The sequence below is a fragment of the Bacillus sp. AR13-1 genome (assembly GCF_008042285.1).
GTDB lineage: Bacteria > Bacillota > Bacilli > Bacillales > Bacillaceae_G > Bacillus_A > Bacillus_A mycoides.
In genome coordinates this window covers 274338-300118 of record NZ_QNUA01000010.1, presented here as the reverse complement: position 1 = coordinate 300118, position 25781 = coordinate 274338, and the positions used below count along the sequence as shown (strand labels likewise).

The following is a 25781-nucleotide window of genomic DNA, read 5'->3' as shown; positions in this document are numbered from 1 at the left end:
CCCGCATTAACTGCCCGTAAAAGCCCGATTGGTTCAACTAATAATCAGAGGGGATGCCCCCCTCTGATTAAAGTTTCACTTTATTTGCTGTAATCCACTCTTGTACAGTTGTATACTCTTTTCCATATTGTTTTAGCTTATGACGAATTTGCCATGCTTTGCCGACTAAAGTGACGCGATTTGGTAAAATGTAAACTTTCATTTCTATCACGCTCCTTTCAATGTGGTAAAATGTATGAAGAACGATTAGGAAATAGAACAGGGAGATGAAGTAGTATGAGTAATCTTGCAGAAAGAACAGTAAAAACTGAACCGATTTTTGATGGTAGAGTTATAAAAGTTCGTGTTGATGATGTAGTATTACCAAATGGAGAAATGAGTAAACGTGAAATCGTAAATCACCCTGGGGCAGTTGCTATTATTGCTATTACTGATGAGGGGAAAATTGTACTCGTTGAGCAGTATCGTAAAGCTCTCGAAAAGGCAATTGTGGAAATTCCTGCTGGGAAGTTAGAACCTGGGGAAAAGCCAGAGGTAACAGCAGTTCGTGAATTAGAAGAAGAAACAGGATATGTATGTGAAAATATGGAGCTTATTACATCTTTCTATACATCACCTGGTTTTGCAGATGAGATTTTATATGTATATAAAGCGACAGGATTAAAACAAAAAGAAAATAAAGCAGCTTTAGATGAAGATGAATTTGTGGAATTAATGGAAGTGTCATTAGAAGAAGCGATTGATCTTATGAAAGACCTTCGCATACATGATGCTAAGACGATGTTTGCAGTACAATATTTACAATTACAAAAATAAACACTCGCCTAAGGCGAGTGTTTTTAGTTGATTTTTGCATATACACGTGCATCGCGTAAGCTGCCATCGGGTGCTAGGAAATCATTTTCCATTGTACCTTCTAAAATAAATTCTAGACGTTCTGCTAAGTTACATGCGTTTATATTTGTTGCATCAGTACGAATTTCAATTCTTCTAGCACCTAGTTTATCAAATGCAAATTGAATCGCACCTTTAATGGCTTCTGTCATATAGCCATGCTTTGTATAAGCGCTATGTAGCCAAAAGTGAAGTGAAAACTTTGGAATATCCCAGTTTTCAGGCTTGAGCGTAATAGCTCCGATGAATGTACCAGATACTTTATCGTATAAGTGGAAATCAAGTGTTTCACGAAGTAAAAACTGTCCGTGAGCTTCGCGAACAATTTCTTCAGCACGTTCTTCTGTTTCAGCTGTAATTGGCATCCATGGTAATAAGTCTTCTAGCGAAGCTTGGATTGCTTCATATACTTCTGTGCCATCACCTGGAAACGGCTTACGTACTTGCAAGCGCTCAGTTTGAAATAATGTTGGAAAATCTAATAATAATGGTTTCAAGAGAAATCCCTCCTATTCTCTACTTTTTAGTTTAGCAAAGTAGAGCGGAATTTCAATGCTAATTCGTCATACTTTTTTTCTTTCTTTCATACATTTTTAGTAAGAGTGTGAACGGAGGGAAGGAAAATGTGGCGAAAAACGTGGCAAGACCGTGTAATGTCTCACATACAGGAAAATTCTTCACTATATATATTTAATGCGGTTTTATTACTGATGGGAGTAATATTTGGAGCGATTCTTGTGAATAGTTTACAAATAAACCAAAAGCAAGATTTATCATTTTATTTACAGCGTTTTTTTGGACAAGTTTCTAAAGGAGAATTTGCTGTCGCAGGCGAAATGTTTCGAGAAAGTTACTTTTCGCAATTAAAATATATCGGTTTTATTTGGATTTTGGGGATTTCAATTATTGGGTTGCCGCTAATTTTTATCTTACTATTTTTAAAAGGGGTAGTTGTTGGATTTACAGTAGGTTTTTTAGTAAGTCAGCACGGATGGAATGGACTATTATTAGCATTTGTATCTGTATTGCCACAAAATTTAATTATAATTCCTGTATTTCTCGTAATGACAACAATTGCTGCAAGCTTTTCCTTACGCATGATTAGGCATCAATTTATTCGGAAAATAACTGAGCCACTATTACCGTTATTAATTCGCTATACATGCTTTTTTCTCGTGATTGGAGCGGTATTAGCTATTGCTTCCAGTGTCGAAGTGTATGCATCACCAGTTTTAATGAAAGAAGTTGTGGAGGCTATTAACAAACAATAAATATTTTTTGAGAATAATTATCAATTTGTTTTTATTGTTTTTCTTTTGACAGGAGCCCTTCTTCTGATATAATGGTGTAAGAGTGGCGAGGAGGGAGTAGTACCGAATGGAAGAAAGAATTGAACGAATTAAGAAGCAATTACATGCAGCGAGCTATAAATTGACACCACAACGTGAAGCAACAGTTCGTGTGCTGCTAGAAAATGAAGAAGATCATTTAAGCGCAGAAGATGTATACCTCCTTGTAAAAGAAAAGTCGCCAGAGATCGGATTAGCAACCGTTTATCGAACTTTAGAGTTATTGTCTGAGTTGAAAGTTGTCGATAAAATTAACTTTGGAGACGGTGTTTCGCGTTATGACTTACGCCAAGAAGGTGCACAGCGTTTCCATCATCATTTAATCTGTACACAATGCGGTGCTGTACAAGAAATACAAGAAGATTTACTTGGTGAAGTGGAGAATAAAGTGGAACGAGACTGGAGCTTTAAGGTGAAAGATCATCGTTTAACATTCCATGGGATTTGTAAAAATTGTCAAGAAAATGAAACGGATGAAAAATAACCTTTTCCTATTTAACTAGGAAGAGGTTTTTTATTTGAATAAGGTATAAATTGGTGAAAGCTTGGCATATGTTGTAATAACTTATATTTTGGAGGAATTTACAATGCGCCGAGCTTTAAAATTAACTTTTGATGGGATGAAAGTATTTTTATTATTTACAAGTTGTACGATTTTGTTTTATTTCGCTATACTATGGATAAATGAAGAATATGAAAGTTACCATCGTTATGAAAAGCCAAAAGAAGAGACTGTAGAAAAAGTATCAGGGAATGAGGAGCCGGAAAAGGATGCTTTCGTAAATAGAATGATGTTTTTCTATGAAAATGGGGAGTAGTGTAGATTGGAAGATCAATTAAAAGATTTTATTCATTATATGATTGTTGAAAAAGGTTTAGCGAAAAATACAGTTGTATCTTATGAACGCGATTTAAAAAGCTATGTGAAGTATTTGCAAAATGTAGAACAAACGAAGACGTTTCATGAAGTGACACGCTTGCATATTGTTAACTTTTTGCAGCATTTAAAAGAAAACGGGAAATCTTCAAAAACATTGGCGCGTCATATTGCATCGATTCGTTCGTTTCATCAATTTTTACTTCGTGAACGAGCAGTGGAGCATGACCCATCGGTACATATTGAAACGCCACAAGGGGAACGGAAATTACCAAAAGTATTATCAATCGACGAAGTGGAAGCATTGCTTCAAACACCGAAAACGGCAAGTGCTTTTGGGATTCGTGATAAGGCAATGTTAGAGTTGTTGTATGCAACAGGACTTCGTGTTTCAGAATTAATTGCATTAAATTTAGAAGATGTGCACTTAACGATGGGATTTGTTCGCTGTATCGGGAAAGGGAACAAAGAAAGAATTATTCCACTAGGAAGCTTAGCGACAGAAGCGATTCAAAAGTATATTGAAAAAGGAAGAAGAGAATTGATGGGTAAAAAAGCAGTAGATGCGCTCTTTTTAAACCATCATGGTAATCGATTATCGAGACAGGGATTTTGGAAAATTTTAAAACGGCTAGCGAAAGAAGCGAATATTGCAAAAGAGCTTACACCGCATACGTTACGCCATTCTTTTGCTACGCATCTATTAGAAAACGGGGCAGATTTGCGTGCTGTACAAGAAATGCTTGGACATGCAGATATTTCAACGACGCAAATCTATACGCACGTTTCAAAAACTAGATTAAAAGATGTATATAAACAGTTTCACCCGAGAGCATAGTCACTATGCTCTTTTTTCATAGATTAAGAAGAGTGAACCATTTCACAGAAACTTCACAAACATTTCGTACATTGTTTTCAGCAGAAGACTAGAATATTACAATGTATTTCCTCTATACTAAGGAAAGTATGAAGGAGGAAATGAAGATGAAAAAACTTATTATTACATTATTTATCGCGATGCTAGCATTGGCTGGCTGTAATACAAACAAAGAAGAACCGAAAAAAGGACAGAAACTTGAAGGTATAGACGTAGCGGTTCAAACGAATCCGAAAGAAATTAAACCTGGTGAAAAAACAGAAGTACAAGCACTTGTTACACAAGGAAAAGAAAGAGTAACGGATGCTGATGACGTAAAGTTTGAGATTTGGAAAGATGGCGACGAGAAACACGAGATGTTAGATGGTAAGCATAAAGGAAAAGGTGTTTATGCAGTAGAGAAAACATTTGAAACGGATGGAGTATATCATATTATTCCTCATACAAATGCACGTGATATACACGTTATGCCAGAACACAAAGTTGCTGTAGGGAATGCGAAAGTAGAAGATGCGAAAAAAGAAAGTGGTAATCATAATGCAGGACACGGTGATCATAAAAGTGACACAATGATTCATCTTATGGCCGGTGACATAAAAGCAAATGCTGAATCAACAATGAAAGTCCATTTAAAACAAAAAGAAGAAGCGTTAACTGGTGCCGAAGTACAACTTGAGATTTGGAAAGACGGCGTTGAAAAACACGAATTTATTCCGGCGAAAGAAGGGAATAAAGGGGAGTATGAAAGTAAACATACTTTCAAAGAGAATGGTGCTTATAAAGTGAAAGTTCATGTAAGAAAAGGTGAACTACATGAACATAAAGAAGAAACAGTAGAAGTAAAATAAAAAGTAGCTCTTTAGAGCTGCTTTTTATTTTTATATTAGGAAATATGTTATAAAATGATTAGCACTTCTTTGCAGAATGGATTACAATAGAAGGGTAAAGAAAATGAGAAATTCTACGAAAATGTATTAAAAAGAAAGCGTAAACATGGTATGATATCAATATCAGATGTCTGACATCTGACTTAGAAAAAACTAGAAATTTTTTTGATTCGTTTGAAAGTAAAACGAAAAAGTTAGAGACTGGTTTAAAGCAGTACTGTTTGATAATGAGGACGAAAGATAATTCCCATTGATAACAGTTTCACTTTATAGCGTTTTGAACATACTACAAGAAGTAGAACTGAACATATAGGAGGTTGCAGTTATGAATAAATATAAACGTATTTTCCTAGTCGTAATGGACTCTGTGGGAATCGGTGAAGCACCAGATGCTGAGCAGTTTGGTGATTTAGGTTCTGATACAATTGGTCATATCGCTGAACATATGAATGGATTACACATGCCAAACATGGTGAAATTAGGCCTTGGTAATATTCGTGAAATGAAAGGAATCTCTAAAGTAGAGAAACCGCTTGGATATTATACAAAAATGCAAGAGAAATCTACAGGTAAAGATACAATGACAGGTCACTGGGAAATCATGGGCCTTTACATTGATACACCATTCCAAGTGTTTCCTGAAGGATTCCCGAAAGAATTACTTGATGAATTAGAAGAAAAGACAGGTCGTAAAATTATCGGTAATAAACCAGCCTCTGGAACAGAGGTACTTGTTGAGCTTGGTCAAGAACAAATGGAAACAGGTTCTTTAATTGTTTACACTTCTGCTGATAGTGTATTACAGATCGCAGCTCATGAAGAAGTAGTACCACTTGAAGAGCTATATAAAATTTGTAAAATCGCACGTGAATTAACATTAGATGAGAAGTACATGGTAGGGCGTGTTATTGCTCGTCCGTTCGTTGGAGAGCCAGGAAACTTCACACGTACACCAAATCGTCATGACTATGCGTTAAAACCATTTGGTCGCACAGTAATGAATGAACTTAAAGATAGCGATTATGATGTAATTGCTATTGGTAAAATTGCTGACATTTATGATGGAGAAGGTGTAACTGAATCACTTCGTACGAAATCAAATATGGATGGAATGGACAAGCTTGTAGATACATTAAATATGGACTTTACAGGTATTAGCTTCTTAAACTTAGTTGACTTTGATGCCTTATTTGGTCATCGTCGTGACCCACAAGGGTACGGAGAAGCATTGCAAGAATATGACGCACGTCTTCCAGAAGTATTCGAAAAACTAAAAGAAGATGATCTATTATTAATTACAGCAGACCATGGTAATGATCCAGTACATCCTGGTACTGATCATACACGTGAATATGTACCGTTATTAGCATATAGCCCAAGCATGAAAGAAGGCGGACAAGAGTTATCACTTCGTCAAACATTTGCTGATATTGGTGCAACTGTAGCAGAAAACTTTAATGTTAAAATGCCAGAACATGGAACAAGCTTCTTAAACGAGCTAAAGAAATAGGGGGATAAACAGATGAATCGTGAACTAATTACAAAATCAGCTTCATACTTAAAAGAGAAATTTCAAGAGACACCACAAGTAGGACTAATCCTTGGATCTGGACTAGGTGTATTAGCAGATGAAATCGAGAACGCAGTAACAGTACCATACAGTGAAATCCCTGAATTCCCAGTTTCAACTGTAGAAGGACATGCAGGTCAACTTGTGTTCGGTACACTTCAAGGTGTAACAGTAGTAGCAATGCAAGGACGTTTCCATTTCTATGAAGGATACGATATGCAAAAAGTAACATTCCCAGTTCGTGTTATGAAAGAACTAGGTGTAGAAACAGTTGTTGTAACGAACGCAGCTGGTGGTGTAAATACATCATTTGAACCAGGCGATCTTATGTTAATTTCAGATCATATTAACTTCATGGGTACGAACCCATTAATCGGACCAAATGATTCTGAAATGGGTGCACGTTTCCCTGATATGTCTACATCATATACGCCAGAACTTCGCGAAATGGCGAAACAAGTTGCAGCAGATTTAAATATTAAAGTACAAGAAGGTGTATATGTTGGAATGACAGGTCCTGTATATGAAACACCTGCTGAAATTCGTATGCTTCGTACACTTGGCGGAGATGCAGTTGGTATGTCAACAGTACCGGAAGTAATTGTAGCTCGTCATGCAGGTATGAAAGTACTAGGTATTTCTTGTATTTCAAATATGGCAGCTGGTATTTTAGATCAACCACTTCATCACGATGAAGTAATTGAAACGACAGAACGTGTTAAAGCTAATTTCTTAGCATTAGTAAAAGCAATTGTAAAACAAATGAAGGGGTGACTTCACAATGAGAATGGTGGACCTAATTGCAAAAAAACGTGATGGACATGCATTAACGACAGAAGAAATTAACTTTATCGTTGAAGGATATACAAATGGTAGTATTCCAGATTATCAAATGAGTTCACTTGCAATGACAATTTTCTTCCAAGATATGAATGATCAAGAACGTGCAGATTTAACGATGGCAATGGTAAATAGCGGTGATACAATTGACTTATCAGCCATTGAAGGGGTAAAAGTAGATAAGCATTCAACGGGTGGAGTTGGTGATACAACGACACTTGTATTAGGTCCATTAGTAGCTGCTTTAGGTGTACCAGTTGCGAAAATGTCTGGACGAGGTCTAGGACATACGGGTGGTACAATTGATAAATTAGAAGCAGTACCAGGATTCCATGTGGAAATTGAAAATGATGAATTCATGCGTCTTGTAAATGAAAATAAAATCGCTGTTATTGGTCAAAGTGGAAACTTAACACCTGCTGATAAAAAGTTATATGCGCTTCGTGATGTAACTGCAACAGTAAATTCAATTCCTCTTATCGCTAGCTCAATTATGAGTAAGAAAATTGCTGCTGGTGCAGATGCAATTGTTCTTGATGTAAAAACTGGAGCAGGCGCGTTTATGAAAACGGATGAAGATGCAAAGCGTTTAGCAGAAGCAATGGTACGCATCGGTAATAACGTTGGTCGTAATACGATGGCGGTTATTTCTGATATGAGTCAGCCGCTTGGTGAAGCAATTGGTAATGCATTAGAAGTACAAGAAGCAATTGATACATTACAAGGTAAGGGACCGAAAGATTTAGAAGAGTTATGTTTAACACTTGGAAGTCAGATGGTGTACCTTGCTGGACAAGCTTCATCTTTAGAAGATGCACGTGAAAAGTTAATTGAAGTAATGAACAATGGTAAAGCGCTAGAATCATTTAAAACGTTCTTATCGGCGCAAGGCGGCGATGCATCTGTTGTTGATGATCCTTCTAAATTGCCACAAGCACAATTTAAAATTGAAGTGGAAGCGAAAGAAGACGGTTACGTATCGGAAATCGTTGCAGATGAAATCGGAACAGCAGCAATGCTTTTAGGAGCAGGGCGTGCAACGAAAGAGTCTGAAATTGATTTAGCAGTTGGTCTAATGCTCCGCAAAAAAGTAGGTGATAGCGTGAAAAAAGGTGACTCTCTTGTTACAATTTACGCAAACCGCGAAAATGTTGAAGACGTAAAAGCGAAAATTTATGAGAACATGAAAATCGCTAAAGATCACGTAGATGCACCAACTTTAGTACACGGAATTGTAACGAAGTAATAAAGTGAAACTTTAATCAGTGGGGGCTTTATCCCCACTGATTATTAGCCTTCACCAATCAGGCATTTACGGGCAGCCCGACCCAGACCTAACTTCTTTGCTTTCGCTGAATTTTGAGGTAGGTGTGTTACTGCCCGCAAATAGCGGGATAAAAAAAGCTGAGGAGATTTCTCCTTGGCTTTTTTTACTATTTTTTGTTTATAATAGTAATGGGTGAAATTATGATTAGAATTTGTGCAATAACGAAAAAAAATGAAGTTTTATATGATGTTTCGCTAGAAGAAACGAAAAAAGAGAACATCATATGGTATTGGCTTGATTTATATAAGCCAACGAAAGAGGAGTATACATATATTTTACAAGATCACTTCAAGTTCCATCCCCTTGCAATTGAAGATTGTGTAGAGTATGTACAGAGACCAAAGGTAGATTTTTATGATGGATATAACTTTTTAGTTCTTCATGCATTCGGAGAAGACGGATTAGAACCGCATGAAATCGATTTATTTATTAGTGATCGATATATAGTCTCTTTCCATTTCTCTCATAATAATGCGATTGAAAGAGTATGGAAAACGCTCGGTGAAAAGAAACGTATTAAGAAGAGTCCTTTGCATGTAGCACATACAATTATTGACCAAATTGTAGATGATTATTTCGCACCTGTTTATTACATCGAAGACCATTTAAATGCAATTGATGATAATTTAACGGGTGAGACAGCAGGAAGTGTGCTAGAAGAAGTATTTGATATTCGTGCAGATTTATCTAAGCTAAGGCGTACAATTATTCCGATGCGTGATTTATTGTATCGTATATTAAATTCAACACGTTTTTACGGTATAAGCGATCATGAAATTTATTTTAAAGATATACATGATCATTTGCTTAAACTGACAGAGATGATTGAAGCGAGCCGTGAATTAACAGCAGATATTCGAGATAGTTACTTTTCGTTGAATTCCCACCATATGAACAATATTATGAAAACATTAACTGTTTTCTCAACTATTTTCATGCCGTTAACATTTATTGCAGGGGTATACGGCATGAACTTCGCACATATGCCAGAGCTTGGCGGGAAGTATAGTTATTTTATTTGCTTAATTTTAATGGCATTAATTGGCGGCGGAATGATGGCTTGGTTTTATAAAAAAGGTTGGTTTAAGTAAAAAAACACCGAGGATTTCCTCGGTGTTTTTTTCTTAGCCAATAGCGTGTAATACGAACATGGCTAAGAATAAGCATGTAATAATATACATGGACGGTGCGACTTCTTTACGCTTTCCAAGTGCAACTTTCAAGATAGGATAAGCAATAAATCCGAACGCAATGCCATCAGCGATACTATATGTGAGCGGGATCATAACGATAATTAAAAACGCTGGAAATCCTTCTGAAAAGTCGTTCAGAGGAATTTGTTGAATGCTTGTAATCATCAGCCCGCCAATAATAATTAAGATTGGTGCAATGGCACTGTCAGGAATTATTTTGACAAACGGAAGCGCAAACAGTGATGCGAAGAATAACAACCCTGTAACGATAGACGTCAGACCTGTCTTTCCGCCTGCAGTAATACCTGCGGCACTCTCTACTGTTGAAACGGTAGGGCTTGTGCCAAATAGACCACATGTCATTGCTGAAATTGCATTTGCTTGGTAAGCACGTGGGAATTTACGATCATCTTCTAATAAACCATGTAAAAGTCCCATGTTCTCAAAAATAAGCACCATGCTTAAGGAGAATGTTGCAATCCAAAATGGCAAGGAAGAAAGTTTCCCAAATGACATAGCTCCAAACACATCGCCATAATTAGCGAATGAAAACGAACTATTTCCCATTTGACTCGTATCAACAAGGCCAAACAGCCATGCAATACCAGTTCCAATTGCAATCGTCCATAAAAAGCTTCCACGTACGTTACGCGCAAATAGTACAAGTGCGACAATAAGAGTAAGTAGTGTGGCAAGAACGACAGGACTACTTAATTTTCCCATTGCAACAGCAGTATTAGGATGCGAAACGACTAAACCACCTTTTTGCAAGCCGATGAAAGCTAAAAACAACCCGATACCGACAGTGATCGCTTCCTTTAATGACTTTGGAATCGATACCGAAAGCACGCGAGCAATCGGTGTAAAAGCAGCAATTGTAAAAATAATACCGGCGATAAAAACAGCTGCCAATGCTTCCTGCCAAGTTAAACCGAGCGTATGCACAGCAGTGTACGTGAAGAATGCATTTACACCCATACCAGGGACAAGAATAGCAGGTGCATTTGCCCAAAATGCCATGAGCAGACATCCGACAAATGAACTAAAAACAGTTGCCAAAATTCCTGCCTCAAGAGGAATGCCGGCATCTGATAAGATTGACGCATTTACAATCATAATATAAACAATTGTGAAAAATGACGTGACTCCAGCTAAAACTTCTTGTTTTGGTGATGTTTGGTGTAAGTCTAATTTAAATGTTCTTTCAAGTATTCCTTTCATGTTAAACCTTCTTTTTCATATCCCTCTCCCACCCGTGATATCTCTTATGTAAGAGCTCACCGTCCTTTATTATATCAGAACATCATGTTTTTACAACAACGAAAATGATAACGGTTACTTATAAATGAGTTTATTTATAAATACGTAAAAATTGCCCGGATAGATGAAATGATTTCTAGTTCTCCTGATTGAATGGGCGGAGCTGCTTGCGCATGCAAAGTAGCATATGATGAGATCTCCCGTGGTAATTGGGCAGATTCTTCAACGAGTGAGAGGGGAACAGGATTAATATTTAAATTGTAGGTACTCGCAATTGTACGAGCTTTGTCTACTGCTTGTTGCAGAGCTTGAATGAGAGCTTGCTCATAATATTTATTTGGATGAGATATTCGAAAACGTAATCCTTTTGCTACGTTTGCACCATTTGTAACGGCTATATCATATACTTCCCCTGCTTTTTGCACATTTAAAACGGTAATTTCATACAAATGCTCCACACGGTAGCCTTGTAGTAATGCTTTATCATTTACATATTCGTATTGAGGAGTAATTGTATAAGAAATGGTTTCTATATCTTTATCGGCAATACCTAGCTGTTTGAGTGCATCAAGCAATTGTTTCGATTGCACTGCATTTTCTTCTTGCGCCTGTTTTACATTTTTACTATCTGTTCGAATGCCCAGTGTTAATATGACAACATTTGGTTTTGCCTTTATAATGCCTTCTCCTTGTACAGTAATAGTAGCTTCTTTACCAGTATTCGTCGTACGGATATTATGTAAATACGGATTCATTCCACTTTGCATTTATGCTCACCATCCTTTTTTATATGTATATGTGTGAACAAAAAAGAAAATCTTATGAAAAAAGTTACATAAATGAGAATGTTGAGGGAAGAAAGCATATACAATATAGGTATTTATAGATTATAATATGTGTAAATATGATAAAAAAGGGACGAGGCTAGTGAACGAAAATAGAGAAACACTGATTTTAGATCTATCTGCATCATTTCGAAAGATGATACGTTTATTACAAAATGATATTAATACACGTTTTTCAGAGCATATGCCATATAATGAATTCTCTGTATTACGTGCGTTATTTTTAAAAAGTCCACAGATGGCTTCGCAAATTGCGAGTGAAGTAAACGTAACCTCCAGTCATATTACAGCTGTAACAGATCGTCTCGTGCGAAAAGGGTTTGTTGAAAGAAAACGTTCAAATTCGGACCGTCGTATCGTATACTTAGAAATTACTGAAAACGGACGAGAAGTAACTGAAAAGCTTGAAGCTGTGCGTAAAGAATATTATAAAGAGAAATTTAAAGGTTGGAGCGACCAAGAGATAGAAATGGTTTTAGAACTATTTGGCCGCGTATTATAATAAATGAGGATAGGAAGCGAGAGCTTTCCTATCCTTTTTCTTTTGAATAAAAATATTTTGAAACTCCGATACTTTAATTAAACAGATCGGAGGAAAGATTATGAAATATATTGCTGCACTTACCATTTTACTTGGAAGTTTTTTCTGCTTTCATACATTCATGTACGCTGATAGCCCTATCCAAGTGGTGCAAAAAGAAGTGAAGTACATTGAGAATGATAATACCGTCTTGTATTCGAAATTATGGGTTCGTTCTATGCAAAACGCAGTATTATTTCATCATAGCGATAATGTTCGTAATCAGGACACTTTGCGTAATGTAACAAGTTCATCGCTCGTTAAAGCGAAGCAATTACCATTTAAGAAAGCATCAATGTACATTCCAAGATTATCGCAATACGTATCAAAAGCAGGGAAAGAAAATATTCAAGTGCACTACATTGCGGTGCACTATAATGTGAAAAAAGAAAATGCGTATCAATTAAATGGTATGAACTATTTTCTGCAAGTATTTGTGAAAGAGCGCGGCGAATGGAAAATTGCTGAAAGTGTAGTCGCACCGACGGAGCAAATTGTGCCAAACGGTGATGGGTTTGGAATGAAAGAAGAGATGGTGTATGGGGATAGGAGAGAGAATGTGAAATAACCTCCTTTTGAGAGGAGGTTATTTTACACGCCAAGAAAATTTAAATTTTAATAAGCGAGATAATAGTAGGTAGACTATCGTACTGGTCCCTATAAAACCAATATAATAGTTCAAGATAGAGCGACTTCCTCCTGCTACCATTCCTCCAAACATTCCAATAAAGATTACACAACATATCATACATAGTTTTTTGAGCTTCGGATATAATAGAAAGTTTCCATTTTGTTCATTAGGTGATCTTGTATATAAGTACATTCCTAAAGGTAATAGAATAAGTATATTTGCGATTGGACCAATAAGTTTCGTCGCTGAAGGAATATACGTAAAATTCGGCTCGTCATGACGTACGCCATGTTCATCAGTATAAGCACGTTGAGGATCATAATTAAAATCAATATTGAATTCGCGAACTGGTGCTAAAATACTCACTTTTTCTATTACTGAGCCATAACGACCTACATTTTCCTCCGTATAGAAGGTATGGTTGGAAATAAGTCCAACCGTATGAATGGAAATAATCCCGACAATTAGAGTAGGCAAAATAAAAGGGAATCCAAGTATAGCGACACTGAAGAATCCTTGTGAGACCATATTACCAGCAATTGTTCCTATGCATAATGCAAGTGTATAGATAGCAATTAAGACGATAACCATGTATAAGAAATAAGTATGAAATGGTGAAAATACTTGATACTTATTATGAAAGGTTGTCTTTTTCATAATAGCAAAAAGTCCCCAATTCAATATAACGATAGCTACAATATTACACACACCAAAAAGCCATTTCGTTATAAAGAGATCTTTCCGTTTAAATGGCATGGACCATAGAAAGTCGCTTGATTGATTTTGACGTTCCCATCCAATAAGGATGCAGGCTAATGCAATGAGGATTGCTCCTTGAACCATGATAGCGTCAGTAAGTGAAAGATGATAATTGTACCGGAATATATATTTCCATTTGTTATTATCATGTAAATAGTTTAGTTGCTCTGCGGCTGCCAAATAGTATTTATATGATAGTATGTAGAAACTTACTAACCAAAATAGCCAAACCATATATTTACTTTGTTTGTATGTGTGCATCCATAATGCTTTTTGAAACATAGGATCTCTCCTTTAAAAAACTTTATAGTTTGTAAGACGTGATAGTACAAAATAAGTGACGATTCCAACTAAAAAGAATCCAACATAGTAACTAAATAATAAATCAAAACGTTTTAACATTTGGCCACCTATTAATGCGAAATATAAGATAGTACTCCATATCCAGATTGAGCGGTATTTTTGAAAAAGGAAGATTTTCTTATTATTTTCATTTGGTGATCTTGTATAAAGAAACATACCGATGAATAAGCAAAAAATTGTATAGAAGATAGGAACAAGAATTGCTTTGGCAGAGTAGTAACTATGAGAAGTAGGACCTTTCTGTATCACTTTGCCATGCTCCTCATACGATTGGGCACTAGGATGGTAATTATAATTAATTGAAAAGTTTAATATAGGACCTGAAATGTCGGTTTTTCTATTGAGTTCATAAATTTTTTCAGAACTTGCATAACTTTTATTCCTTTGTATTGCATCAGCGTGAATCGTAAAGAAAAAGAGTAAGAGTGAAAAGACTCCCATTCCCATTACGCAAAAAGTAATGCTAAAGATGCTTTGTGAAATAATACTGCCAGTAAATGTGCCAATACATAAAGAGACAGTATAGATAGCAATATATGAAAAAATTGCATAAAGAAAATATCGATGAAACGGTTCGAACGATTGATACTCAAAGTGGATTGTAGATTTATAAATAAAATACATAAGACCCCAATTGATAAGAAGTGATATTACAATGAAAAATGCACCGAAAATCCACTTTGATAAGAACATATCACGCCTTTTAAATGGTAACGTCATAAATAAATTCCCATTTTGATTACTTCGCTCCCAACCTATTAATATACAGGCTAGGGCGATTGTAATAATACCCAACCAAAAGCTATCAGAAGAATGAAAAGAATAATGATAGTAAAACTTTTTTTCACCCATGCTTTCTGGATGGAGAAAGAGAGACTGTTGATCTTCAGCTGCTTGATAGTATCTGAAAGATAAAAAATAAAGTGAACTAAAGAAAAATAGTAAAGCAGCATACTTCCCACGCTTCCAATTCCACATCCACAACGCCTTATGAAACATACCCATCCTCCTCAAGTGTCGTAACGAAGACATCTTCAAGTGACATTGATAATTCTTCAATGAGTATTGGTTGCTCTTTATAAAACTTCTCCAGTGTTGTAGCCACATTTTCCTCAATTAAGATTGTATATACTTTTCCTGTTTGGTTTAATATTTTAATATTGCTTAAGTTTTCTAGTTTTTGAGGTAATGAACGTTCATAAGCAACTTGTATTTTGGCAAATCGTGATTTTGCATCATCTAGTGATGTAATAGAATCTACTGTATGTCCTTTTAAAATAATGATTGTATCGGCAATTTTTTCAACTTCATCTAAATGGTGAGTGGAGATGAAAATTGTAATTTCTTTTTCTGCTACTTCTTCAACGAGAAATTGTAGAATCTGTCTTTTGACGATAGGATCAAGTCCGTTTGTCGGTTCATCTAAAATGACATATTCTGCTTTTGCAGCGAAAGCTAAAATGATCGCAAGCAGTGCTTTCATTCCTTTTGAGTAACTACGAATACGTTTGTTTGGTAAATTAAAAAGTTCTAATATTTCATAAAAATATTGTTCATCAAATGCTGTATAAACCGCTTTATAAAACTTTACGATTTCTTTTACTGTATATCCGTTCAGTATGTTAGTAGAGTCTGGAACGTATACAACTTTTTGTTTAATTTCAGGATGCATATGAACATCTGTATTCTCATATGTAACAGTTCCTTCATCGGGGTCTAAAATGCCGACCATCGTTCGTAATAAAGTTGTTTTCCCCGCACCGTTTCTTCCGAGCAATCCGACGATACTACCTTTTTGTAATGTGAAAGAAACATCGTCTAAAATCGTTTGGTTATCAATTGTTTTCTTCAAGTTTGTCACTTTCAACATCTGTATTTCCTCCAATCTCTTTATAGTATGAATCTATCCAATCGTGAATTTTATCTTTCGTAATCCCAAGATAAGAGGCTTCTAGTAATAATTGATGAAATTGCTTTTCAACCATAGCGATTTTCCTTTCGTCTAATGTTGGGGTAATCGATTGGGCTACAAATGTTCCTTTTCCTCGTAATGTTTCAATAATCCCTTGTCGCTCTAATTCTTGATAAGCTTTACTTACTGTATTTGGATTTATAACGAGCAAAGAAGCAAGCTCGCGTACAGAAGGAAGTTTATCACTTGGAGCTAACATATTTTTTAGTACGAGCTCTTTTATATTTTGAACAATTTGTTCCCATATCGGAGTGTTGCTTCTTGGATCAAGTTGAATATGCAAGAGCAATGTCTCCTTCCTGATGAGTATTAAGTGTACTACTACGTGTAATACACTTAATACAATATAGGCAATGAATTTATTTGTCAACTGAAAATAATAGAAAAATATGGTATTAAAAATGTATAAATTGGAAAAAATAAGTTTGATATAGAATGGAGGGTTAGTCATGAAGCGAGTTTTTGGAATACTTGTTTGTTTCATGTTATTGCTTTCTGGTACTTCAGTTAGTTTCGCACAATCTGAGAAAACGAAGCAGGAAAAAACAGAAGAAACCACGCCGAAGTTAGCGGAACAAGCGTCGTCAGCGATCGTAATTGAGCAAGATACAGGTAAAGTTTTGTTTGATAAAAATCCGAATGAAAAGTTACCACCTGCTAGTATGACAAAGATTATGACAATGCTATTAATTATGGAACAAGTTGAAAAAGGAAAACTAAAACTAAACGATAAAGTTAGAGCGAGTGAACACGCAGCTTCAATGGGCGGATCACAAATTTTTCTAGAACCTGGGGAAGAGATGACTGTAAATGAAATGTTAAAGGGCATTGCAATTGCATCTGGAAATGATGCATCGGTTGCAGTAGCTGAGCATATCGCTGGTTCAGAAGAAGGTTTCGTAAATATGATGAACAAAAAAGCGAAAGATCTAGGATTGAAAAATACACATTTTCAAAATCCGACAGGTCTTCCAGCGAAAGATCATTATTCTACAGCGAATGATATGGCTATTATGGCAAAAGAGTTGATGAAGTATCCACTTATTCGAAAATACACAGGTAAATATGAAGACTATTTACGTGAAAATACGGATAAGAAGTTTTGGCTTGTTAATACGAATAAGCTAGTACGTTTTTATCCTGGAGTAGATGGAGTGAAAACAGGCTTTACGACAGAAGCGAAATATTGTTTAACGGCATCGGCTGAGAAAAATGGTATGCGTGTTATTTCAGTTGTAATGGGAGCACCTACATCAAAAGAGCGGAACAATCAAGTAACGAAGCTTCTTGATTATGCATTTGGACAATACATGACAAAGAAATTATATACACGTGGTGAGAAAATTAAGACTGTACAAGTAGGAAAAGGTAAGGAAGAAAAAGTAGATTTAGTTGCGTCAGACAATGTGTCTCTTCTTATGAAGAAGGGCGAAAATATGGACAAAGTTAAACAAGAAGTGATTGCTGAAAAGAAAGTGAAGGCACCGATTAAAAAAGGTGATGCACTTGGCACACTTGTTATTAAAAGAGATAAAGATGTTTTATTAAAACAAACAATTGTAGCGAAAGAAGATGTTGAGGCAGCGAGCTGGTGGGAGTTATTTAAAAGAAGTTTTGGGATGTTTTCAACATCAAAATAGCGGCGGAAATTTTGATGTTTTTCTGTTCGTATTTACTGAAATAATTGCTGAAAGGTTTCACTTTATGACGAAATAGTTCTTCTTTTGTCAGTAGGAAGGATTCTGATTTTATATCACGAAAATCTTATGTTAATGAGTAAAGTTTGAGCATAAGGAGGAAATCGTGTGAGTCTTTCCATGCATTTAGAAGTAAAACGTGACGTCTTATGTGTGAGGCTAGAGGGCGAGTTAGATCATCATACTGCTGAAGAGTTGCGAACGAAAGTCACAGATATGATTGAGACACATGGTGTTCATCATATTATTTTGAGCCTAGAGAACTTAACATTTATGGATAGTTCTGGTTTAGGCGTTATATTAGGCCGATATAAACATGTAAAGGGATTAGGTGGAGAGATGGTTGTCTGTGCAATTTCACCGCCCGTTAAACGTTTATTTGAAATGTCAGGTCTATTCAAAATTGTTCGTTTAGAAGAAAGTGAAGCGCATGCGCTCGCGACGTTGGGGGTGGCGTAGATGAGAAATGAAATGAACCTTCAATTTTCAGCGTTAAGTCAGAATGAATCATTCGCTCGTGTTACGGTAGCTGCTTTTATTGCGCAATTAGACCCGACGATGGAAGAACTAACAGAGATTAAAACAGTTGTGTCAGAAGCGGTTACAAATGCAATTATTCATGGGTATGAAGGAAATGCAGAAGGTGTTGTTTATATTTCAGTGATTTTGGAAGAAGCGATGGTGAAACTCACGATTCGAGATGAAGGGATTGGTATCTTTAACTTAGATGAAGCAAGACAACCCCTTTTTACAACTAAACCTGAATTAGAGCGTTCCGGAATGGGATTTACTATCATGGAAAATTTTATGGATGAAGTAGAAGTTATTTCAAACGAATCTTTCGGGACAACAATCCATTTGACAAAATACTTATCAAATAGTAACGCTCTATGCAATTAAGGAGAATAGCCAATGGACATAGAGGTCAGAAATGAGAAGAAGAAACCTCAGTTAAAGGACCACGAGCTAAAAGCGTTAATTCAAAAAAGTCAAGATGGAGATCAACAAGCGAGAGATACAATCGTTCAAAGTAATATGCGTCTCGTATGGTCGGTTGTACAGCGATTTCTTAATCGAGGATACGAACCAGACGATTTATTTCAAATTGGATGTATTGGACTCTTAAAATCGGTAGATAAATTTGATTTATCTTTCGACGTGAAATTTTCAACATATGCAGTTCCAATGATTATCGGTGAAATACAACGATTTTTACGTGACGATGGATCAGTGAAAGTAAGTAGATCTTTAAAAGAAACAGGAAACAAAGTCCGAAAGATGAGAGACGAGCTTTCGAAAGAATTTGGAAGGGCTCCAACGATTAATGAGGTAGCACAGGCTCTTGAACTAACGCCGGAAGAAGTTGTTCTGGCGCAAGAAGCGAGTCGTGCTCCTTCGTCGATACATGAAACTGTGTATGAAAACGACGGAGATCCAATTACTATTTTAGATCAAATTGCAGATCAATCGGAAACGAAATGGTTTGATAAAATTGCTTTAAAAGAAGCAATTAGAGAATTGGATGAACGAGAAAGGCTAATTGTGTATTTGCGCTATTATAAAGACCAAACCCAATCAGAAGTAGCGGAGCGAATAGGCATTTCGCAAGTACAAGTTTCAAGACTTGAAAAGAAAATATTAAAACAGATGAAAGATCGAATAGATGAATAGCTATCTATTCGATTTTTTTTGTTGTAACGTATGGTTGGTCGATAGCGGCAGCGTTTCTTATAGTTGCACTAGTCATTAGTCTGAAGAAATGGAATGCACAAATACATTCAGACTCTGTCCAGCTTGAAAAAGAATGGAAGGACCGAGGTGTTTCATGATGAGTGGATCAGCGATTATGATGATGGTTATAGGTATGGTAGTCATTTGGGGAGGACTTGCATTAAGTATTGCAAATTTATTTAAGAAAAAGGCATAAGCTAAAAACATCTGTACCGAAATGGTACAGATGTTTTTTTATGAAAAAATTGTATTAGAAAAAATTCCAATAACCATACTACAACTACGAGGAAGAGTGAAGGGGTGAATGAAAATTGGAACAAACGATTTATATTAAAATGCGCAATCGCTTAAAAGTGTCTCCTACGTATGAAGTAAAGCTGAGCGATGTTGCTCAACTTGCCGGAGATTCTTTTGTAGTTGAGTTGTTACAAAATGAAATAGTCTACAAAATAACAGCGCATGATAAAACACATGTTGTAATTGATGTTATGAAAGTGATTGAGATTATTCAACAAAAAGCGGCTCACATACAAATTAATTTACTTGGTTCTGGACAAACTCTTGTTGAAATTATATACGAAAAAAAGAAAGTGCATCCGGTTTTCTTCGGACTTGTATGGTTGTTACTTTTCATTGGAGCGGCCCTTGCGATCATTTATTTCCATGAAGATGTAAGTATGCAACAAGTACACCAACGGTTATATTACATGATTACTGGAGAATTTAAGGCGCAACCACTTTTATTTCAAATTCCTTATTCATTAGGTCTTGGATTAGGTATGGTCTTATTTTTTAATCATGTATTTCAAAAGAGAATTAATGAAGAGCCGAGCCCGTTAGAAGTTGAGATGTTTCAATATCAGCAGTCGCTTGATCAATATGTAATTGTTCATGAAAACAAGGATAATATGAAACAGATTGCTGATGATTGAGTGTGCATTTGTTGTATTAATTGGCTTAGCTGGAGGAATTGCAGTAGGGAGCGGATATGTCGCGTTTTTAGCTGTACTTGGTATAATCCCTCGTTTAGCTCAATTAACGAGAAGTGGAAAGCATATTCAATACTTTGAGTGGGCGGTCATTGCAGGTACTTTAACAGGGGCTTGGTGTAGTTTGAAAAATATTACATTTCAAACGTCACAATATTGGCTTGTTATATTAGGGATATTTTGTGGCACATTCATTGGAATGCTCGCTGCGGCGTTAACGGAAGTGTTAAACGTTTTACCTATTTTAGCGAAACGAGTAAGGGTAGAGGAGAAAATTATTGTTTTACTCGTTGCTCTTGTACTTGGGAAAGTAATAGGCTCGTTGTTTCACTGGATTTATTTCGTAAAGTAGGAGGCAATATATATGGCAGGGCGAAAATTGAAGGACGATTACATAAATAAAGTGAAGGAGTACCATCCAAAACCGAACTATTTCATAAATTGTGTGAAGGCATTTCTTGTTGGTGGACTCATTTGTACGGTAGGAGAAGTGTTGATGAAATTTTATATACATTACTTTCACTTTAGTGAGAAAGAGGCAGGAAACCCTACAGTTGCAACTCTTGTTTTACTATCAGCGATTTTAACAGGGTGTGGTGTATATGATAAAATCGGGCAGTTTTCTGGAGCGGGATCAGCAGTACCAGTTACTGGATTTGCGAATTCTATGGCGAGTGCCGCACTAGAGCATAGGAGTGAAGGGATTGTTCTAGGAATCGCTACTAACATGTTTAAGCTTGCAGGAAGTGTCATTGTATTTGGAGTCGTCGGTGCATACATTATCGGGTTAATAAGATATACATTTCAAATTTTAATGTCTTAAAGGAGGGGTGGGTATGAGATTGACAGGAAAACAAACGTGGGTATTTCAAAATGATATCTTCGTGAATGCAACTGGTACTGCTGTCGGTCCGAAAGAAGCTGAAGGCCCTCTTGGAAAGGATTTTGATATTTCATATTCTGACTTACATTGCGGAGAGGAAAACTGGGAACTTGCTGAACGAAGGTTAATGTCAGACTCAATTCAACAAGCGATGCAAAAAGGGAATATAAAAAAATCGCAAATTGATTTCTTTTTAGCGGGAGATTTATTAAACCAAACAGTGACAGCAAATTATGTTGCTCGTGAGTATGGTATTCCTTTTTTAGGGATGTTCAGCGCTTGTGCGACGTCAATGGAAACTTTGGCGATTGGATCAGCTTTTATAGATGGTGGATTTGCGAATCGTATTTTAGCTACAGTAAGTAGTCATAATGCGACGGCTGAAAGACAATTTCGTTCCCCGACAGAATACGGAGGACAAAAGCCAGGGACAGCAAACTCAACTGTTACCGGAGCAGGGTCAATATTAATTAGCAATGAGGAGAGTGCAATTAAAATAACAGCAGCAACAATTGGTAAAGTGCAAGATTTAGGAATTGCTAATCCTTTAGATATGGGATCAGCGATGGCACCAGCTGCTGCTCATACAATTCAACAACATTTTGAAGATTTGAGAAGAAGTGCAGCTGATTATGATCTTATTGTTACTGGTGATTTATCGGCTGTTGGGACACCAATTGCGAAACAACTTTTACTTGAGGAAGGGTATGATTTGGGGAATGTATACAATGATTGTGGATTAATGATTTACAATTCAAATCAAGAAGAAGTGTTTGCAGGGGGCAGTGGTTGTGCTTGTTCAGCTGTTGTAACATACGGCCATTTATTGCGTGAAATGCAAAAAGGGAATTTACAAAGAATTTTTGTCGTTGCAACTGGAGCTCTATTAAGTCCCATGATGATACAACAGAAGGAAACGATTCCAACGATTGCGCATGGTGTTGTGTTTGAAAGCGTTAAAGGAGAGTGAATTGTGGATTTTATATATGCATTTCTTGTAGGAGGAGCTATTTGTGTAATTGGACAAGTGTTGCTAGATTTCGCAAAGTTAACACCGGCACATTTAATGGCAACTTTTGTAGTCGCCGGAGCTATTTTAGACGGATTCGGATTGTACGATAAGCTTATAAAATTTGCAGGTGCTGGGGCAACAGTCCCTATTACAAGTTTTGGACACTCACTATTGCACGGGGCAATGCATGCGGCAGAAAAACATGGATATTTAGGAATTGGAATCGGTATGTTTAGCTTAACGTCTGCGGGGATTTCAGCAGCGATATTATTTTCATTTTTTGTTGCACTTATATGTAAACCGAAAGGATAAATCAAATGAGACGAAGGGTTGTTTTGGTCACAGATGGAGATGAATATGCAAAGCGGACAATTGAGCTGTTAACAAAGGAATTTGGGGGGAGGTGTATTTCAGCATCGCAAAGTAATCCGACCAAATTGACAGGGAAGAAAGTTGTTGAGCTTATTATGCAAACGCCATATGACCCTGTATTTGTCATGTTTGATGACAGCGGATTTATAGGAGAAGGATCTGGTGAAAAGGCGTTAAAGTATGTCGCAACACATAAACAAGTTGATGTACTCGGTATTTTAGCAGTAGCATCTAATACACATCATTGGGAATGGGCGCGTGTAGATGTAAGTGTAGATCGGAATGGGAATTTGACAGAATATGGCGTTGATAAATTTGGACTCCCAGATGGTGAAATTGGCAGGATTAGTGGGGATACGATTTATTGTTTAGATGGTCTGAATGTTCCTGTCATAGTGGGGGTCGGTGATATTGGCAAGATGTGCGGAAATGATGAATGGGAGAGAGGATCACCTATTACTAGAAAGGCGATTCAATTAATTTTGGAAAGGAGTGGCTTTTATGACGAAGCCTAAAAAAGTGAATATCCCGATTTCATCTTTTTTAAGTGATAATGAAAATTATTTAAAGCAAACAGTTGGACTTGGTGTTACATACGATGTTGGTATTCGTAAATTTAAAATTTTAAATAAAGAAATTGGTGTGTTATTTGTAAATGGACTTTGTGATACGAATTATATTATCCCTATTTTAGAAGAAGCGGTGGATACAAATGAAATAAGGGATGTAGAAGAAGATACAGTAAAGCTTTTAGAGAATCGTTTAATTCATCAACAAGTAAGTAAAGTAAAAACGATGGATGATGTAATGCTCCAAGTATTATCAGGACTCATTGTTATATTTGTGGAAGGTGAAACTGAAGCGTTCGCAATAGATGTTCGTAGTTATCCGGGCCGGACACCGACAGAACCAGATACAGAAAAGGTAGTGCGTGGTGCAAGGGATGGATTTGTTGAAAATATCGTTGTAAATACAGCGTTAATTCGTAGAAGAATACGCGATCCACGTCTTCGAAATGAAATGATTCGAGTAGGGGATAGATCGCAAACGGATATTTGTATTACATATGTACAAGATGTTGCAAATCCGGATTTAGTGAAGATTATAAAACAAGAATTAAATAATATTGAAGTAGATGGGATTACGATGGCGGATAAAACGGTAGAAGAATTTGTAGTGAAACAAGGTTATAATCCATTCCCGCTTATCCGATACACAGAGAGACCAGATGTAGCAGCAAATCATCTGTTAGAAGGACATGTGTTAGTACTCGTTGATACATCACCAAGTGCTATGATCACTCCAACAACATATTTTCACCATTTACAGCATGCAGAAGAGTTTAGACAAAATCCAGCTGTAGGTACATTTTTACGTTGGGTACGTTTTTTAGGTGTTATATTTTCGCTATTCTTACTGCCATTTTGGCTAGTTTTTGTTTTTGATCCGACTCTTTTACCGGAAAGTCTTGCTTTCATTGGACCAAATAAGATGACGCATTTACCGATTTTATTACAAATTTTGATGGCGGAAGTCGGACTCGAATTTTTAAGAATGGCTGCCATTCATACACCGACATCATTGTCGTCGGCAGCAGGATTAATTTCTGCCATATTAATTGGTCAAATTGCAATTGATGTAGGTTTGTTTGTACCAGAAGTTATTTTGTACGTAGCAGTTTCTATGATTGGAGCATACGCTACGCCAAGTTATGAACTAGGGCTTGGGAATAAGATAGGAAAATTGTTTGTCATTATTTTAACAGGCATATTTCATGAAATGGGATTTGTCATTGGAATGACGATATTGATTCTATTTTTAACATCTATAAAAAGCTTGCAAACACCGTATTTATGGCCGTTTTTACCGTTTGATTGGGGCGCGTTAACGAAAATTTTACTTCGTCCAACTATGTCTAGTTTAAAGGTTCGTCCAAGTATTGTAAGACCTCAAAATGTGCGAAGACAAAAATAAGCGGGATTATGCTCCGCTTATTTTTTATTGAAAATTTATTATTTTTTTAACAAAAATCAAACATTTTTTTTGTACAATTAGAGTAGATATTGTGTATGGAAGGGGAAGAGGACATGATTAAACTATTTGTAAGTGATTTAGATGATACACTCGTTTACAATATGAATGATATGCAAAAAGAAGATGAACGAGCGCTTTGTTGGCTAGCTGAAAACGGGACAAATATTTGTTTTGCCTCTGGCCGTTTTACTCACCGAATTGATGAGGCGGTAAAAAGGTTTTCGTTCCCGTATTACACAACTAGTTTAAATGGAGCGACAATGATACTACCGGATGGAAAAGTATTTCATGAATCGAGTTTTGAAGATGGGGTTGCCCAGGAAATATATCGATATATACATAAAAAGGGACTAGCAGATATTGTTTGTGCAAATGAGCAGCGATATACAAAAAGGAAGAATGAACATCACCATACTTTTGAAGAGTATATGGGAGTGCATATTGCTGAAATCGAAGAGTTAGAAGAGGAATTTGGGAAGACTGTACATCCTGCGAAATTATTTGTTTTTGGCGAAGAAGAAAAAATTGTAGCATTAGATCAAGAGTTGAGAGATACATTTCATAGCGAAGCGGAAGTCTTTATATCGGGTAAGCGATATGTTGACATTATGCCAAGAGGTGTAAGTAAAGGAAGCGCTCTGAAGCGATTAATGGAACATTTACAAATTGAAGCAAATGAAGTTGCATGTATTGGAGATTCTTTCAATGATATTTCTATGTTTGAAGTAACCCCGCACTCCTTCACCCTCCATCATGCTCATCCGTATGTGAAGGAGAAATCAAATTATGTTGTCCGTTCGGTTGAAGAAGCTATTATGAAATTACCGTTACTTGTATAA

The 25781-nt window shown here is 36.4% G+C and carries 33 protein-coding genes; 25 read left to right on the top strand and 8 right to left on the bottom strand.

What is annotated here, in order from left to right; all coding sequences use genetic code 11:
• Positions 1-67 precede the first annotated feature (67 nt).
• Positions 68-202, bottom strand: a complete 135-nt coding sequence (gene mciZ / locus DN408_RS09625; protein ID WP_000870297.1) for a Z-ring formation inhibitor MciZ — start codon at positions 200-202, stop codon at positions 68-70.
• A 74-nt stretch (positions 203-276) separates the two neighbouring features.
• On the opposite strand from mciZ, the gene DN408_RS09620 reads away from it, so the two are divergent.
• Entirely contained in the window at positions 277-816 is a 540-nt protein-coding gene (locus DN408_RS09620; RefSeq protein ID WP_002014941.1) for an NUDIX domain-containing protein, read from the top strand.
• A 23-nt stretch (positions 817-839) separates the two neighbouring features.
• Here the strand turns inward: DN408_RS09620 and DN408_RS09615 are convergent, their stop codons facing one another.
• Positions 840-1391, bottom strand: coding sequence for a GNAT family N-acetyltransferase (locus tag DN408_RS09615; protein WP_002033881.1), 552 nt, complete (start codon positions 1389-1391; stop codon positions 840-842).
• Between the two features lie 126 nt (positions 1392-1517).
• Here DN408_RS09615 and spoIIM point away from each other — a divergent pair, with 126 nt between their 5' ends.
• The 9 genes from spoIIM to corA all read left to right on the top strand — a co-directional run bounded on the left by spoIIM (position 1518) and on the right by corA (position 9712).
• Positions 1518-2165: a stage II sporulation protein M gene (gene spoIIM / locus DN408_RS09610; protein ID WP_002014939.1), complete on the top strand. Its 648-nt coding sequence runs from the start codon at positions 1518-1520 to the stop codon at positions 2163-2165.
• 106 nt (positions 2166-2271) lie between these two features.
• The gene (gene fur / locus DN408_RS09605) at positions 2272-2727 is read left to right on the top strand and encodes a ferric iron uptake transcriptional regulator (RefSeq protein ID WP_000392654.1); all 456 of its coding nucleotides are present in this window, start codon (positions 2272-2274) and stop codon (positions 2725-2727) included.
• Positions 2728-2830: 103 nt separating this feature from the next.
• Complete coding sequence (locus DN408_RS09600) at positions 2831-3061, top strand: YqzK family protein (protein ID WP_002088473.1); 231 nt, start codon at positions 2831-2833, stop codon at positions 3059-3061.
• 6 nt (positions 3062-3067) lie between these two features.
• Positions 3068-3958, top strand: coding sequence for a site-specific tyrosine recombinase XerD (gene xerD / locus DN408_RS09595; protein ID WP_002067028.1), 891 nt, complete (start codon positions 3068-3070; stop codon positions 3956-3958).
• Between the two features lie 146 nt (positions 3959-4104).
• Positions 4105-4845: a FixH family protein gene (locus tag DN408_RS09590; protein WP_078177773.1), complete on the top strand. Its 741-nt coding sequence runs from the start codon at positions 4105-4107 to the stop codon at positions 4843-4845.
• 364 nt (positions 4846-5209) lie between these two features.
• Positions 5210-6394 carry a phosphopentomutase gene (gene deoB, locus DN408_RS09585; RefSeq protein WP_002014935.1) on the top strand — a complete coding sequence of 395 codons (1185 nt, stop codon included), beginning with the start codon at positions 5210-5212 and terminating at the stop codon, positions 6392-6394.
• A 12-nt stretch (positions 6395-6406) separates the two neighbouring features.
• A complete protein-coding gene (locus DN408_RS09580; RefSeq protein ID WP_078177774.1) occupies positions 6407-7228 on the top strand; it encodes a purine-nucleoside phosphorylase in 822 nt (273 codons plus the stop codon).
• Between the two features lie 7 nt (positions 7229-7235).
• Positions 7236-8540 carry a pyrimidine-nucleoside phosphorylase gene (locus DN408_RS09575; RefSeq protein WP_078177775.1) on the top strand — a complete coding sequence of 435 codons (1305 nt, stop codon included), beginning with the start codon at positions 7236-7238 and terminating at the stop codon, positions 8538-8540.
• A gap of 209 nt (positions 8541-8749) precedes the next feature.
• Positions 8750-9712 carry a magnesium/cobalt transporter CorA gene (corA, locus tag DN408_RS09570; protein ID WP_002067031.1) on the top strand — a complete coding sequence of 321 codons (963 nt, stop codon included), beginning with the start codon at positions 8750-8752 and terminating at the stop codon, positions 9710-9712.
• A 33-nt stretch (positions 9713-9745) separates the two neighbouring features.
• Here the strand turns inward: corA and DN408_RS09565 are convergent, their stop codons facing one another.
• Both DN408_RS09565 and DN408_RS09560 read right to left on the bottom strand, forming a co-directional pair.
• Entirely contained in the window at positions 9746-11035 is a 1290-nt protein-coding gene (locus DN408_RS09565) for an NCS2 family permease (RefSeq protein ID WP_002143039.1), read from the bottom strand.
• Positions 11036-11169: 134 nt separating this feature from the next.
• Positions 11170-11841, bottom strand: coding sequence for an SIMPL domain-containing protein (locus tag DN408_RS09560; RefSeq protein WP_002033894.1), 672 nt, complete (start codon positions 11839-11841; stop codon positions 11170-11172).
• Positions 11842-12001: 160 nt separating this feature from the next.
• On the opposite strand from DN408_RS09560, the gene DN408_RS09555 reads away from it, so the two are divergent.
• A complete protein-coding gene (locus DN408_RS09555) occupies positions 12002-12421 on the top strand; it encodes a MarR family winged helix-turn-helix transcriptional regulator (protein ID WP_002088468.1) in 420 nt (139 codons plus the stop codon).
• A 100-nt stretch (positions 12422-12521) separates the two neighbouring features.
• On the top strand, positions 12522-13067 hold the full coding sequence (locus DN408_RS09550) for a hypothetical protein (RefSeq protein ID WP_078177776.1): 546 nt from the start codon (positions 12522-12524) through the stop codon (positions 13065-13067).
• A gap of 18 nt (positions 13068-13085) precedes the next feature.
• On the opposite strand, the gene DN408_RS09545 is transcribed toward DN408_RS09550, so the two are convergent.
• From DN408_RS09545 to DN408_RS09530, 4 genes are read right to left on the bottom strand one after another with little or no spacing between them, the layout of a single operon-like run.
• Complete coding sequence (locus tag DN408_RS09545) at positions 13086-14171, bottom strand: ABC transporter permease subunit (RefSeq protein ID WP_078177777.1); 1086 nt, start codon at positions 14169-14171, stop codon at positions 13086-13088.
• Positions 14172-14183: 12 nt separating this feature from the next.
• A complete protein-coding gene (locus DN408_RS09540) occupies positions 14184-15251 on the bottom strand; it encodes an ABC transporter permease (RefSeq protein WP_147740074.1) in 1068 nt (355 codons plus the stop codon).
• Positions 15241-16122 carry an ABC transporter ATP-binding protein gene (locus DN408_RS09535; protein ID WP_078177779.1) on the bottom strand — a complete coding sequence of 294 codons (882 nt, stop codon included), beginning with the start codon at positions 16120-16122 and terminating at the stop codon, positions 15241-15243. The genes DN408_RS09540 and DN408_RS09535 overlap by 11 nt, the downstream gene beginning before the upstream one ends.
• Positions 16088-16507: a GntR family transcriptional regulator gene (locus tag DN408_RS09530; protein ID WP_002033900.1), complete on the bottom strand. Its 420-nt coding sequence runs from the start codon at positions 16505-16507 to the stop codon at positions 16088-16090. The genes DN408_RS09535 and DN408_RS09530 overlap by 35 nt, the downstream gene beginning before the upstream one ends.
• A 166-nt stretch (positions 16508-16673) precedes the next feature.
• On the opposite strand from DN408_RS09530, the gene dacF reads away from it, so the two are divergent.
• The 13 genes from dacF (at position 16674) to DN408_RS09465 (ending at position 25781) form a co-directional block, all read left to right on the top strand.
• Positions 16674-17864 carry a serine-type D-Ala-D-Ala carboxypeptidase DacF gene (gene dacF, locus DN408_RS09525; RefSeq protein ID WP_002088461.1) on the top strand — a complete coding sequence of 397 codons (1191 nt, stop codon included), beginning with the start codon at positions 16674-16676 and terminating at the stop codon, positions 17862-17864.
• A gap of 165 nt (positions 17865-18029) precedes the next feature.
• Positions 18030-18380, top strand: coding sequence for an anti-sigma F factor antagonist (gene spoIIAA / locus DN408_RS09520; RefSeq protein ID WP_002128957.1), 351 nt, complete (start codon positions 18030-18032; stop codon positions 18378-18380).
• Positions 18381-18821 carry an anti-sigma F factor gene (gene spoIIAB, locus DN408_RS09515; RefSeq protein WP_001243400.1) on the top strand — a complete coding sequence of 147 codons (441 nt, stop codon included), beginning with the start codon at positions 18381-18383 and terminating at the stop codon, positions 18819-18821.
• Positions 18822-18833: 12 nt separating this feature from the next.
• Positions 18834-19592: an RNA polymerase sporulation sigma factor SigF gene (gene sigF / locus DN408_RS09510; protein WP_002014922.1), complete on the top strand. Its 759-nt coding sequence runs from the start codon at positions 18834-18836 to the stop codon at positions 19590-19592.
• A gap of 154 nt (positions 19593-19746) precedes the next feature.
• Entirely contained in the window at positions 19747-19848 is a 102-nt protein-coding gene (locus tag DN408_RS09505) for a methionine/alanine import family NSS transporter small subunit (RefSeq protein ID WP_002094424.1), read from the top strand.
• Positions 19849-19963: 115 nt separating this feature from the next.
• On the top strand, positions 19964-20584 hold the full coding sequence (locus tag DN408_RS09500) for a stage V sporulation protein AA (protein ID WP_002067040.1): 621 nt from the start codon (positions 19964-19966) through the stop codon (positions 20582-20584).
• A complete protein-coding gene (spoVAB, locus tag DN408_RS09495; protein WP_016092269.1) occupies positions 20577-20993 on the top strand; it encodes a stage V sporulation protein SpoVAB in 417 nt (138 codons plus the stop codon). Before DN408_RS09500 ends, spoVAB begins: the two co-directional genes overlap by 8 nt.
• A 12-nt stretch (positions 20994-21005) precedes the next feature.
• Positions 21006-21464, top strand: coding sequence for a stage V sporulation protein AC (gene spoVAC / locus DN408_RS09490; protein ID WP_002128953.1), 459 nt, complete (start codon positions 21006-21008; stop codon positions 21462-21464).
• Between the two features lie 13 nt (positions 21465-21477).
• Positions 21478-22494, top strand: a complete 1017-nt coding sequence (spoVAD, locus tag DN408_RS09485; protein WP_002165116.1) for a stage V sporulation protein AD — start codon at positions 21478-21480, stop codon at positions 22492-22494.
• A 3-nt stretch (positions 22495-22497) separates the two neighbouring features.
• Positions 22498-22848, top strand: a complete 351-nt coding sequence (gene spoVAE / locus DN408_RS09480) for a stage V sporulation protein AE (protein WP_002014916.1) — start codon at positions 22498-22500, stop codon at positions 22846-22848.
• A gap of 5 nt (positions 22849-22853) precedes the next feature.
• On the top strand, positions 22854-23423 hold the full coding sequence (gene spoVAEA / locus DN408_RS09475) for a stage V sporulation protein SpoVABEA (RefSeq protein WP_002088445.1): 570 nt from the start codon (positions 22854-22856) through the stop codon (positions 23421-23423).
• Positions 23410-24882 carry a spore germination protein SpoVAF gene (gene spoVAF / locus DN408_RS09470; RefSeq protein ID WP_002143032.1) on the top strand — a complete coding sequence of 491 codons (1473 nt, stop codon included), beginning with the start codon at positions 23410-23412 and terminating at the stop codon, positions 24880-24882. Before spoVAEA ends, spoVAF begins: the two co-directional genes overlap by 14 nt.
• 95 nt (positions 24883-24977) lie before the next feature.
• Positions 24978-25781 (top strand): Cof-type HAD-IIB family hydrolase, encoded by an 804-nt coding sequence (locus DN408_RS09465; protein WP_078177780.1) that lies wholly within the window; start codon positions 24978-24980, stop codon positions 25779-25781.